The sequence below is a fragment of the Comamonas sp. 23 genome (assembly GCF_049601575.1).
In the GTDB taxonomy this organism is placed as follows: Bacteria; Pseudomonadota; Gammaproteobacteria; order Burkholderiales; family Burkholderiaceae_C; genus Comamonas; species Comamonas squillarum.
Genome location: NZ_CP187127.1, coordinates 1,274,136 through 1,286,616 on the forward strand (window position 1 = coordinate 1,274,136; position 12,481 = coordinate 1,286,616).

The following is a 12,481-nucleotide window of genomic DNA, read 5'->3' on the forward strand; positions in this document are numbered from 1 at the left end:
AGCTATATCTCATGGCACAGAAAAAAGGCGGCGGCTCTACGCGCAACGGACGTGATTCCAAGCCAAAGATGCTGGGTGTGAAAGCTTTCGGTGGTCAATTGATCAGCGCCGGTTCGATCATCGTGCGTCAACGCGGCACCAAGTTCCACCCCGGCACCAATGTCGGCGTGGGCAAGGACCACACCTTGTTTGCTCTGGTGGACGGCCACGTGTCGTTCGAAACCAAGGGCGCTTTGTCCAAGCACACGGTGAGCATCACCAAGGCTGCTTAAGACAAGACAAGTGTCTTGAAGGCCTTCATTGGCCTTGTCCAAAGCCCCGCGCAGTCGGGGCTTTGGTGTTTTTGGGCCGGACCGCCTGGCGCCTCGGTGCGACAATAGCGGTTTTGGCAAGGCTGCATGTATCGGTATGCAGCAGAACAATTCCCGTAATTCCTGTACCAGGGCGGGTGGATAACGACCATGAAATTCGTAGATGAAGCGTTTATTGACATTGCAGCTGGCGATGGTGGCAATGGCTGTGTGTCGTTCCGCCATGAAAAGTACAAGGAATTCGGTGGCCCCGATGGCGGCGACGGCGGCCGCGGCGGCCATGTGTACGCGCTGGCCGATGTCAACCTCAACACCCTGATCGATTACCGCTACTCGCGCCGCCACGAGGCCGAGCGCGGTGAGCACGGCAAGGGATCGGACATGTTCGGCAGCGCGGGCAAGGACATCACCTTGCACATGCCGGTGGGCACGATCATCACCGATGCGCAAACGGGCGAAGTGCTGTTTGAGCTGCTCAACCCGGGCGAGGTCATCACCATCGCCAAGGGCGGTGACGGCGGTTTTGGCAACCTGCGTTTCAAGAGCGCAATCAACCGTGCGCCGCGCCAGAAGACCCCGGGCTGGAAAGGCGAGCGCCGCAACCTGAAGCTGGAGCTCAAGGTGCTGGCCGATGTGGGCCTGCTGGGCATGCCCAATGCCGGCAAGTCGACCTTTATCTCGGCGGTCTCCAACGCCCGCCCCAAGATTGCCGACTACCCCTTCACCACCTTGCACCCGAACCTGGGCGTGGTGCGCGTGGGGCCGGAAAAGAGCTTTGTGGTGGCCGACATTCCTGGCCTCATCGAAGGCGCCTCGGACGGTGCCGGCCTGGGCCACCAGTTCCTGCGCCACCTGCAGCGCACGCGCTTGCTGCTGCATATTGTGGATCTGGCACCGTTTGACGAGGGCGTGGACCCTGTCGCGCAGGCCAAGGCGATTGTCGGCGAGCTCAAGAAGTACGACGAGGAGCTCTACAACAAGCCGCGCTGGCTGGTGCTCAACAAGCTGGACATGGTGCCCGGCGACGAGCGGGTCGCCAAGGTCAAGGATTTTGTCAAGCGCTACAAGTGGAAGGGCCCGGTCTACGAGATCTCGGCGCTGACCCGCGAGGGCTGCGAGCCGCTGATCAAGGAGATCTTCCAGTTCGTGCACAAGATGCAAAAGGCCGAGCAGGAGCCCCAAGAGGTCGATCCGCGCTTTGCGGCAGGCGCCGAGCAGGATGCGCCCGACTTCTCGGACGACCCGCGTTTTTCGTCGCCGGACTGAGTGGCAACCCTTGCACCCTAGATTTCTCATTGTTGGATAGCTGCTTGCGCTTGCCAGGCGGGCGCAATGCCGGAAAAAGCAAAAATGGCATCGAATGTTCTGCGCGACGCACGTCGCATCGTCGTCAAAGTCGGCTCCAGTCTGGTCACCAACGAAGGCAAGGGCCTCGATGAAGGCGCCATCACCGAATGGAGCCGCCAGCTCGCCGCGCTGGTGCATGGCGAGGGCGGGGCCAAGCGCGAGGTGATCATGGTCTCCAGCGGCGCGGTGGCCGAGGGCATGAAGCGCCTGGGCTGGCAGCAGCGTCCCAAGGAGATCCATGAGCTGCAGGCGGCAGCGGCTGTCGGCCAGATGGGCCTGGTGCAGATGTACGAGACCAAGCTGCGCGAGCAAAACCTGGGCAGCGCCCAGGTGCTGCTGACCCATGCCGACCTGGCCGACCGCGAGCGCTACCTCAATGCCCGCGTCACCTTGCTGACCTTGCTGCAGCTGGGGGTGGTGCCGGTCATCAACGAAAACGACACGGTGGTCAACGACGAAATCAAGTTTGGCGACAACGACACCCTGGGTGCGCTGGTGGCCAACCTGGTCGAGGCCGACGCGCTGGTGATTCTGACGGACCAGAAGGGCCTCTACACCGCCGATCCCCGCAAGAACCCGGACGCCCAATTTGTGCACGAGGCGCAAGCGGGTGACCTGAAGCTCGAAGCGATGGCCGGTGGTGCCGGCTCCGGTATTGGCAAGGGCGGCATGCTCACCAAGATCCTGGCCGCCAAGCGCGCGGCTGGCTCGGGCGCATCCACGGTGATTGCCTGGGGGCGCGAGCAGAATGTGCTGCTGCGCCTGGCCGCAGGTGAGGCCATCGGCACCTTGCTGGTCGCCGATACCCACAAGAACCAGGCGCGCAAGCAGTGGATGATGGACCACCTGCAGATGCATGGCTATGTGACGGTGGACGAAGGCGCTGCCCTGAAGCTGCGCAGCGACGGCAAGAGCTTGCTGCCCATCGGCATGGTGAGCGTGCATGGTGAGTTCTCGCGCGGCGAGGTGATTGGCGTGCGCGACCCGCAAGGCGTGGAGCTGGCACGCGGCCTGGCCAACTACAGCAGCGCCGAGGCGCGGCGCCTGTGCCGCAAGCCATCGTCAGAATTTGAGCAACTGCTGGGCTACACCGGTGAGCCCGAGATGCTGCACCGTGACAACATGGTATTGACGGGGCATTGATCGGGGCCCGCTAAGCCCGTTTGGCCTGTTTGGCCCGACAGGGCCTGCGGCGGCGGATCACACGAGCGCCGTGCAAGCACAAAAAAGCGTCCCTCGGGACGCTTTTTGCATGTAGCCACCGGTCAGCCGTCAGCCATTGTCAGCCGTTTTGCTGCGGGTCACGCCCGGCATTGCCCGGGTCCGGGTCAAAGCTGGCGCCGGGCGGCAGCTCCATCTCCTGCATCATGCGCAGCGGAGAGTGGTAGCTCACCACCGTGGTGGTCGTCACCGACACCTGCAAGGTCTCGGTCAGCGCCGGGTCTGGCTCATGCGGCTCACCATCGCGCGCACGCGCATTACTGCGCAAATAGCGGTTACGCGGATCGTTGCGTGGCACAAAACGCGACAGCTCGGTCAAGGCCATTTCGTAGACGCCGCGCTTGAATTCCACCACCACATCGAGCGGCACCCAGTAGTCATTCCAGCGCCATGCATCAAACTCCGGGTGGTTGGTGGCGCGCAGATTCAGGTCCCAGTCGTGGCCTGTTAACTGGAGCAAAAACCAAATCTGCTTTTGTCCGCGATAATAGCCCCTGGCATCGCGGCGGATGAAGCGTTCGGGCACCTCGTACCGTAGCCAATCCCGCGTTCTAGCCACAATACGTACATGCTCCGGTCGCAAGCCCACTTCCTCATGCAGCTCTCGAAACATCGCCTGCTCGGGGGTTTCTCCACGGTCAATACCACCCTGCGGAAACTGCCAGCTATGGGTGCGGATGCGCTTGCCCCAAAACACCTGATTGCGCTGGTTGAGCAGGATGATGCCGACGTTTGGCCTAAAGCCATCTCGGTCCAGCATAATCTAACCCCAATTTTTTAAACTGTGTCCATTATGCCTGCGCCTTGAAGCCATCTTCAAGGGGGCAACTACTAGGTCCATTGTCATAGACTATGAAAGCTTCGCAATTTCTCATCTCGACCCTGAAAGAAGCGCCTGCGGACGCTGAAATCGCCAGCCACCAGCTGATGACGCGCGCCGGCATGATCAAGAAGCTTGGCGCCGGCATCTACAACTACATGCCGATGGGTCTGCGCGTGATCCGCAAGGTCGAGGCCATCGTGCGCGAAGAGATGAACCGCGCCGGCGCCATCGAGGTGACCATGCCCGTGGTGCAGCCCGCCGAGCTGTGGCAGGAGACTGGCCGCTTTGACAAGATGGGCGCCGAGCTGCTGCGCATCCAGGACCGCCACGCGCGTGACTTTGTCATCCAGCCTACCAGCGAGGAGGTGGTGACCGACATCGCGCGCCAGGAGTTCAAGAGCTACAAGCAGCTGCCCAAGAACCTCTACCAGATTCAGACCAAGTTCCGCGACGAGCGCCGTCCCCGCTTTGGCCTGATGCGGGGCCGCGAGTTCATCATGAAGGACGCCTATTCCTTCGACAAGGACCGCGACGCCGCCCAGATCAGCTACCAGACCATGCGCGCTGCCTACAAGCGCATCTTTGACCGTTTTGGCCTGCAGTACCGCGCCGTGCGTGCGGACAGTGGCGCCATCGGCGGCGACCTGAGCGAAGAGTTCCAGGTGATTGCCGCGACCGGCGAGGACGCGATTGTCTACTGCCCCAACAGCGACTACGCCGCCAATATCGAAAAGGCTGAAAGCCTGGCGCCCACCCAGCCCCGTGCGGCTGCCGTGCAGGCCATGACCAAGACGGCTACGCCTGGCAAGAGCACCTGCGCCGATGTGGCCCAGCTGCTGAACCTGCCGCTGGCCAACACCGTCAAATCGCTGGTGCTGGCCACCGACGAGACCAATGACAAGGGCGACATCCTGGGCTCGCAGGTCTGGCTGCTGCTGCTGCGCGGCGACCATGACATGAACGAGATCAAGGTCGGCAAGGTCGAGGGCTTGGCCAACTTCCGTTTTGCGACAGTGAGTGAGATCGAGGAGCACTTTGGCTGCCAGCCGGGCTACCTGGGCCCGATCGGCCTGCAAAAGCCCGTCAAGCTCGTGGTGGACCGCGATGTCGCCGTGATGGCCGACTGGGTCTGCGGCGCCAACGAGGCCGACTACCACCTGACCGGTGTGAACTGGGGCCGTGACCTGCCCGAGCCGGCCGTGGTCGCCGATCTGCGCAATGTGGTGGCGGGCGACCTGTCGCCAGACGGCCAGGGCGAGCTGGCCATCGAGCGTGGTATCGAGATCGGCCATGTGTTCTACCTGGGCACCAAGTACTCCAAGGCGATGAAGGCCACCTTCCTGGCCGAAAATGGCAAGCCCAGCGAGTTCGAAATGGGCTGCTACGGCATTGGCGTGACCCGCTTGCCAGCAGCCGCCGTGGAGCAGAACCACGACGAGCGCGGCATCATTTGGCCGGACGCGATTGCCCCCTTCACCGTGGTGATCTGCCCCATCGGCATGGACCGCAGCGAAGCAGTCAAGACTGCGGCTGAAAAGCTACACGCGGACTTGTTGGCTGCTGGCGTCGATGTGATACTGGACGACCGCGGCGAGCGCCCGGGCGCGATGCTGGCCGATTGGGAGCTGATTGGCGTGCCGCACCGCGTGGTGCTGGGCGACCGGGGCCTGCAAGAAGGCATGGTCGAGTACCAGCAGCGCCGCGAGACCGCCGCCACCAAGGTGCCTGTGGACGAGGTGTTCAGCTTCCTCACCAGCCGCCTGGCCTGATGCGGGCCATGGGCTGCACGCGCAGCCCCTGCCGCAGGCACAGCACAAATACAGTCACAGAGGGATCGATCGAGGATGTCAGGCTCACGCATTGCTTTACCTGCGGGCGTATCACGCCGCGCGGCCATGGCATCGTTGCTGGCCGGGCCAGGCGCCTGGCTGGCTGCGCCGCAGGCTGCGCTGGCCGGTGGCCAGTTGGAAGAGCCCCTGATCGACTCGGTGCGCTCGGCACTCACGGCAGCGATCGGCAGCGCCGCGCCACCGGAGCCGGTGTTTGTCTCGACCGAGGCCAAGATCGTCTACCTGCGCTGGTTGGGCGCGATGAGCGACCGCCTGCGCCGGCGCAAACCGGACTGGGAAGTGCGCCGCGATTTTCTGCAGACCGTCTGGTACGAGGCCCGGCGTGCGCGCCTCGATGAATCGCTGGTGCTGGGCCTGATCCAGGTCGAGAGCGGATTTCGCAAGTTCGCGATGTCCAATGTCGGGGCTCGCGGTTACATGCAGGTGATGCCGTTCTGGACCCGGGTGATCGGCGATGGCGACCCGGCCAAGCTGTTCCATATGCAGACCAATCTGCGCTTTGGCTGCGTGATTTTGCGCCACTACCTGGACCGCGAGAAGGGCGATTTGTTCATGGCGCTGGGCCGCTACAACGGCAGCCGTGGCAAGGACACCTACCCCAACCTGGTCTACGGCGCGCAGCGCCAGTGGCTGTTCGAGAACAAGGTCGAAGCCTGAAGACGAAGGTCCGCGGCGCCTGCCAGCGCTGCCGCACAAAGATAGCCACCGCATGCGGTGGCTTTTTCATCGGGCTAAAGGCTTGGTAGGTGTCAGGCGACCAGGCTGCCAGTGGCCGGCGGCAGCGGTGAATCGGGCACCTTGTTGGGGTCCACGATGGTGACCAGCACCTGGTCGATGCGGTAGCTGTCCACGTCCATCACCTCGAACTGGTACTTGCCCCAGACCACCTTGTCGGTGCGGCGCGGGATGCGGCGCAGCATCACCATCAAGAAGCCGCCCAGGGTCTCGTACTCGTCGGAATGCGGCAGGTCGTCCAGCAGCAAGGTTCGCTCCACATCCTCGATCGGGGTGATGCCGTCGATCAGCCACGAGGTCTCGTCGCGGCGCACGATCAGCTCCTCATCGACCGGGCCCATCAGGTCGCCCATGACGGTGCTCATCACATCGTTGAGCGTGACCACGCCGACCACCAGGCTGTACTCATTGACGATGATGGCAAAGTCCTCATGCGCCTGGCGGAACTGCTGCAGTACTTCGGCCAAGGTCAGCCGGTCGGGGATGACCAGGGCCTTTTTGACCAGGCCTTCGTCCCGCAGCTTCATCGGCAGGTTGTTGAGCGCGCGCTGGAACAGGTCCTTGGCATCGACATAGCCGACCACATGGTCGATGTCCCCGGCGCAGACCGGGTAGGTCGAAAAGGGTTCCTCGGCAATGCGGGCGCGGATGATGTCGTCGCTGTCGTCCTGGTAGAAGAAGGCGATGCGGTCGCGCTGGGTCATCGCCGAGCCGACGGTGCGCGTATCGAGTTCGAACAGATTGGCGATCACCTGCTGCTCCTGCGCGGCCAGCACACCGGCCTTGGCGCCGGCCTCGGTCATCGCCAAAATGTCTTCATAGGTGATTTTTTCATCGCGGATCGTCGACAGGCCCAGCAGGCGAAACAGGCCATCGGCCGCCTTGCTGTAGAACCAGACCACGGGTTTGAAAAGGGTCATGCACCACTGCATGGGGCGCGAGACGCGCAGCGCCAGCGCCTCTGGCTCAGCCATCGACAAGCGCTTGGGCAGCAGATCGGCGAGCAAAATGAACAGCGAAGTGACCACGGTGAACGAGAACAGAAAACCGATGGTCTGCGCGGTGGCCGGCTCCAGCCAGCGGCTGGCGATGCCTGAGACAAAGGGACTGAGCGCCCCTTCGCCAACGATACCGCCGAGAATGGCCACCGCATTCTGGCCCACCTGCACGACGGTGAAGTACTCACCGGGCTGCTCCTGGACCTTCATCACACGCTCTGCACGCGGGTCTCCGTCATCGACCATCTGCCGCAATCGCAGGCGGCGCGAGGCGGCCAGCGATATCTCCGCCATGGAGAAAAAGGCGCTCAAGCTGATCAGCAAGGCAATGACAAAGAGACTCTGCGTAAGATTCATAGACATCCATGTGGGAGCAGTGCAGACCGGCTGCTCACATTTTTCGGCAAAAGCGGTGGTGGCGCGCGGTGCGCCACCGGTTTGAATCGGTGTTCAATGTTCGCATGCCCGTCTGGAGACTGGCAAGTGCTTTTGGCAGCAGGCGCTGGAGGCCCATAGCGGGCGGGCGATGCGCGGTGGTGCTGCGGGTGTCAAGCTTACCCCAGCCGACCGGCTATGGCTGCGGGCAAGGCCATTGTGTGTTGCCATCGCACCGCCCTGCACGCGGGTCTGCGGCGCTAGCCGGGCACAAAAAAGCCGCCTCACAAGGCGGCTTGGTTGCGGCTGGCCAACTCGGGCGCTAGACGATCAGAGCGTGGCCACCAGTTGCTGCAGCTCGCCCGATTCATACATTTCCATCATGATGTCCGAGCCGCCGATGAATTCACCTTTGACATACAGCTGCGGGATCGTGGGCCACTGGCTGTAGTCCTTGATGCCTTGGCGGATCTCGGGGTCTTCGAGCACATTGACGGTGGTCAGACCACGGGTCTCCACGCCACTGGCTTTGAGAATCTGAATGGCACGGCCGGAGAATCCGCATTGCGGAAAGCTGGCCGTTCCCTTCATGAACAGCACGATGTCATGGCCTTTGACCAGCTGGTCGATGCGTTGTTGGGTATCGCTCATGGATGGGCTCCGTCGGGGCGTGTGGGTTGCAATGTAATCGGGTCAGCGCTTGGATGAGCTACCCAAATGCGGGCGTTTTGCCGCAGTTCAAGCGCGGGCATGGTCACTATTATTTCACGGAAGGCCATTGTCCGCCGCTGGCGCGCTCGATGCCTGCGAGGTCCTTGCGGCTTTGCACCTGGGCAAAACCGCGCTGGGCCAGCAGTGAACGCACCGCTTCTGCCTGGTCCCAGCCATGCTCGATCAGCAGCCAGCCGCCCACGCGCAGGTATGCGGGTGCCGCATCGACGATATGGCGGATGTCGTCCAGGCCATCGGCCCCGCTGGTGAGCGCCTGGCGCGGCTCATGGCGCAGCGCGGGCATGTGCGGGTCGTCGTCGCGGATGTAGGGCGGGTTGCTGACGAGGGCATCAAACGGTCCTTGCAGCGCCGACAGCCAGTGGCTGTGCGCAAAGCGCAGCGGCAGCTGCAGCCGCGCCGCATTGGCCTGGGCAACGGCCAGCGCATCGGTGCTGGCATCGACCGCCCAGACCTCGGCGGCGGGCAGCGCATGCTGCAAGGCCAGTGCAATCGCGCCGCTGCCGGTGCCCAGGTCGGCCAGGCGCAAGGCCGGCTGGCCCGGGGCGGCATCGGGCAGCAGCTCCAGCGCCCAGTCCACCAGGGTTTCGGTATCGGGGCGCGGGTCCAGCACGCGGCCGTCCACGGCCAGGTCCAGCCCGTAAAAGCATTTGTGGCCCGTCAGGTAGGCCACCGGTTCGCCATCGGCGCGGCGCTGCAGCCACTGCTGCCACTGCGCAGTCTGCGCGCTGCTCAGGCGATCGCCATCATGGGTGATGAGCCAGGCGCGCGCATGGGTGGGCTGGCCGCAGAGGTGGAGCAGCAGCATCTGCGCATCGATACGGGCGATGCCCAGCGCAGCAGCTTGCGCCAGCGCCTGGGTGAGCGTGATGGGGGTGTCGGGGGTGGAGGCATTCATGTCGATACGCGATTCGCTGTTGCTGCCGCTTATGGGCGGGCGGCCTGCACTAAGGGCCGAGATTGCAGGACCAGGATCTGGTCACCGGCAATGGCCCATTCAATATCCTGGGTGCGGCCGCCAAACTGCTTTTCGATCGCAGCGCCGGCATGGGCCAGACGTTTGACCAGCGCATCGCTGAGCACCTGGCGCTGCGCCACGGCCACCTCCTGCACGCCGCCGCCGGGCGCCAGGCGCAGCTCGGTGTCCTCGGCCGAGCGGCTGAGCACCTGCACGGCCTGGCTGCGGCGCGAGTACAGCACCTGCTCTGCCACGCGCCGGCCTTCCACCACGCGGATGCCAATGCCGCGCTTGGCGGCGATAAAGATGCTGTGCGGGGTGCTGCCCAGCGGGTCGCGCGTGACCATGACGCCCGAGGCCTCGGAGTCCACCGCCTGCTGCACCAGCACCGCCATCGCGACGGCATCCTGCGCAATGCCAGCGGCACGGCGCGCCTCCCAGGCCTCGAAGTTGAAGACCGAGGCCCAGACCTTGCGCACGGCATCGAGCAAGGCTGCTTCGCCCTTCACATGGGGGACCGTGGTGTAGAGGCCCGCGCCACTGAAGCCGGGCAAATCCTCTGAGCTTGACGAGCTGCGCACAAACACGCCGGCCTGCTGCAGCTGGCTGGTCCAGCGCGCCTGCAGGCTGCTGGCAAATGCGGCATCGAGCGGCATCTGTTCGATCTCGGCGCGCAGCGCAGCCAGCGCATTGCGGCGCACGGCGGCGTCGCTGTCAAAGCCCGGCTGCTGCTGCATGCGCGCGACTTTTTCGGCCAGGCCAAAACGCTGCATCGCGGTGGCATAGGCGCCAAAGGGCAGGCAAAAACCATGGGGCACGCTGACCCCGGCAATGCCCGCATGCCGCACTTCTCCCAGGTTGGCAGCCTTGGCCCCGCACTGGCGGCGGTTGGCAGCGCGCAGGGCGGCCAGAGGCTGCAGTGCGGTGCTGTGGGTGTCTTTCTGGATGCTGGCGCCGGCGATGCTGCGTTTGATTTTTGATCGCGTTATGGCTTGGTCGCGCTCGGCATCGGTGGCGGCACGCAGCTGGTAGTCCTTGGCGCTGACCGCCAAGTGCACCCATTGGCCGTTGTACGCCGCCAGCAGCTGGCTGGCATCGCGCACATAGGCGTTGGGTACGCCCCAGCCTTTGGCCAGCAGGTTCACGTGCGAGACCATGGTCGAGGGCTGCTCGGTCAGCACGCCTGCCACAGGCGGCAGCGCGATGGGCACCTGGCGCAGCACGACGATGTCGCTGGGCAGCAGGTCATGGACTTGGTCGATATCGTCTACCAAACGCAGGCGGCCCACGGCCTGGCCTGTGTTCAGCGGCAAAAAGCGTTGCTGGCCGATCAGCGCGCTTTGCGTCACTGCGGGGATGCCTGCGGCGACCGCCACCTGCTCTTGCGCGCTGGCATTGGCCTTGAACTGCACCGCTGCAAAAAAGTGGCTGCGCAGCTGGGCCTCGGTTTCGCGCAGCAGGCTGGCGGTCAGCTGGTCGCCTTCCCAGAATTCATAGACAAAGCCGTTGATCTGCGGCTGCCAGCTCAGGGTGCCCAGGATAAAGCGGCGCCCTGCATCGCGGTAATTGCGGTTCAGCGCCTCCCTGCCGCCACGCAGCAGGCCTTGCTCGCGCAAAAAGCGGTCGTGCAGCTGAAAGCGTGGGGTGTTGATGAAGTACAGCCGCGCTGCAGGCTGTGCCTGGCGGTCGATCACAAAGATCACATGGGGCTGGGCCAGCGGCGTGCCGGCGTTGTAGACGCGCGCCAGCTGGTCAAAGGCGGCATGGCTCATCAGATCAGCGGCAAAGGGCTGGCTGCTGTGGTTTCCCATGGCCTGCGCCGGTGAGGGGCTGCCTGGCCTGGCGATCAGCTCTTGCGGCGCGCGGCCATCCTCGTACATCGAAGGCTTGCGCGCCAGCTGCGCCGAGGCGCTGCTCGCGGCCAAGGCCAGCGCCATGTATCCCGCAGCACGCCAGGCCGCGCGCCCTGCAAAACCGGGGTGGTGGCTGGGCATCGCAGGCCTTATTGGTTGACTTCCAGCTCGGCCAGCAATTCGGCCTCGCGTTCGGACTGCAGCGCTTCCATCAGTTCGCTGAGGTCACCGTCCATGATGAAACTCAGCTTGTACAAGGTCAGGTTGATGCGGTGGTCGGTGACCCGGCCCTGGGGAAAGTTGTAGGTGCGGATGCGGTCTGAGCGATCACCCGAGCCGATCAGGCCCTTGCGCATCGCCGCTTCCTTGGCAGCGCGCTCGCTGCGCTCTTTTTCCTGGATACGGGCCTGCAGCACCTGCAACGCCTTGGCCTTGTTGCTGTGCTGGCTGCGGCCGTCCTGGCATTCGGCGACGATGCCGGTGGGCAAGTGGACGATGCGCACGGCCGAGTCGGTCTTGTTAATGTGCTGGCCACCGGCGCCGCTGGCGCGGAAGGTGTCGATGCGCAGATCGGCCGGGTTCAGGGTGATGGCCTGCTGCTCATCGGGCTCGGGCATTACCGCCACGGTGCAGGCGCTGGTGTGGATGCGGCCCTGGGTTTCGGTGGCGGGCACGCGCTGCACGCGGTGGCCGCCCGATTCAAAGCGCAAGGTGCCATAGACGTTGTCGCCGCCGTCAATGCGCAGCACCACTTCCTTGTAGCCTCCCAGCTCGGCCTCGTTGGCGCTCATGATCTCGACGCGCCAGCCCATGCGCTCGGCGTAGCGCGTGTACATGCGCGTGATATCGCCGGCAAACAGCGCCGATTCATCACCGCCGGTGCCGGCCCGCACTTCGACAAAAGCGGGGCGGGCATCGTCGGGGTCCTTGGGCAGCAGCATGCGCTGCAGCTGCGCGGCCAACTGTTGCAGCTCGGCCTCGCCGCTGCTGATCTCTTCGCGCGCCATGTCGGCCATGTCCGGGTCGGCCAGCATTTCCTTGGCGCCTTCGATATCGGATTCGATCTGCTGGTAGCGCGCAAAGCGCTCGGCCACGGCGGCGACATCGGTGTGTTCGCGCGAGAGCTTGAGGAACTGCGGCATGTTGGCCATGATGTCCTCGCGCGAGAGCAGAAAATTGAGCTCATTGAGGCGCTCGGCATAGCGTTCCAGCTGTTGGCGGAGAAAGTCTTTCATGGCGACCTGATAAGGCAGGGCCTGCGCATGCGCTGCAAAAAAGCAG

Annotated in this window: 11 protein-coding genes; 5 read left to right on the forward strand and 6 right to left on the reverse strand. The window is 64.1% G+C overall.

Annotation, left to right across the window (positions count from 1 at the left end; genetic code table 11):
• Positions 1-11: 11 nt before the first annotated feature.
• The 3 genes from rpmA to proB all read left to right on the forward strand — a co-directional run bounded on the left by rpmA (position 12) and on the right by proB (position 2,801).
• A complete protein-coding gene (rpmA, locus tag ACPEE1_RS05700; RefSeq protein WP_021027814.1) occupies positions 12-272 on the forward strand; it encodes a 50S ribosomal protein L27 in 261 nt (86 codons plus the stop codon).
• Between the two features lie 189 nt (positions 273-461).
• Positions 462-1,577, forward strand: a complete 1,116-nt coding sequence (gene obgE, locus ACPEE1_RS05705) for an Obg family GTPase CgtA (protein ID WP_116927079.1) — start codon at positions 462-464, stop codon at positions 1,575-1,577.
• An 84-nt stretch (positions 1,578-1,661) separates the two neighbouring features.
• Positions 1,662-2,801: a glutamate 5-kinase gene (gene proB / locus ACPEE1_RS05710; protein WP_116927078.1), complete on the forward strand. Its 1,140-nt coding sequence runs from the start codon at positions 1,662-1,664 to the stop codon at positions 2,799-2,801.
• Positions 2,802-2,940: 139 nt separating this feature from the next.
• On the opposite strand, the gene ACPEE1_RS05715 is transcribed toward proB, so the two are convergent.
• Positions 2,941-3,639, reverse strand: coding sequence for an RNA pyrophosphohydrolase (locus tag ACPEE1_RS05715; RefSeq protein ID WP_182343455.1), 699 nt, complete (start codon positions 3,637-3,639; stop codon positions 2,941-2,943).
• A gap of 92 nt (positions 3,640-3,731) precedes the next feature.
• Between ACPEE1_RS05715 and ACPEE1_RS05720 the strand changes: the two genes are divergently transcribed.
• Complete coding sequence (locus ACPEE1_RS05720; protein ID WP_116927076.1) at positions 3,732-5,471, forward strand: proline--tRNA ligase; 1,740 nt, start codon at positions 3,732-3,734, stop codon at positions 5,469-5,471.
• Between the two features lie 126 nt (positions 5,472-5,597).
• A complete protein-coding gene (locus tag ACPEE1_RS05725; RefSeq protein ID WP_232539431.1) occupies positions 5,598-6,209 on the forward strand; it encodes a lytic transglycosylase domain-containing protein in 612 nt (203 codons plus the stop codon).
• 92 nt (positions 6,210-6,301) lie between these two features.
• Here the strand turns inward: ACPEE1_RS05725 and ACPEE1_RS05730 are convergent, their stop codons facing one another.
• From ACPEE1_RS05730 to prfA, 5 genes are all read right to left on the reverse strand, one after another.
• On the reverse strand, positions 6,302-7,642 hold the full coding sequence (locus tag ACPEE1_RS05730) for a hemolysin family protein (RefSeq protein WP_182343453.1): 1,341 nt from the start codon (positions 7,640-7,642) through the stop codon (positions 6,302-6,304).
• Between the two features lie 348 nt (positions 7,643-7,990).
• A complete protein-coding gene (gene grxD / locus ACPEE1_RS05735; protein WP_021027821.1) occupies positions 7,991-8,311 on the reverse strand; it encodes a Grx4 family monothiol glutaredoxin in 321 nt (106 codons plus the stop codon).
• Between the two features lie 109 nt (positions 8,312-8,420).
• Positions 8,421-9,287 carry a peptide chain release factor N(5)-glutamine methyltransferase gene (gene prmC, locus ACPEE1_RS05740; RefSeq protein WP_182343451.1) on the reverse strand — a complete coding sequence of 289 codons (867 nt, stop codon included), beginning with the start codon at positions 9,285-9,287 and terminating at the stop codon, positions 8,421-8,423.
• 29 nt (positions 9,288-9,316) lie between these two features.
• On the reverse strand, positions 9,317-11,341 hold the full coding sequence (locus tag ACPEE1_RS05745) for a PEP/pyruvate-binding domain-containing protein (RefSeq protein WP_423935512.1): 2,025 nt from the start codon (positions 11,339-11,341) through the stop codon (positions 9,317-9,319).
• 8 nt (positions 11,342-11,349) lie between these two features.
• A complete protein-coding gene (gene prfA / locus ACPEE1_RS05750; protein ID WP_116927072.1) occupies positions 11,350-12,435 on the reverse strand; it encodes a peptide chain release factor 1 in 1,086 nt (361 codons plus the stop codon).
• Between the last annotated feature and the right edge of the window lie 46 nt (positions 12,436-12,481).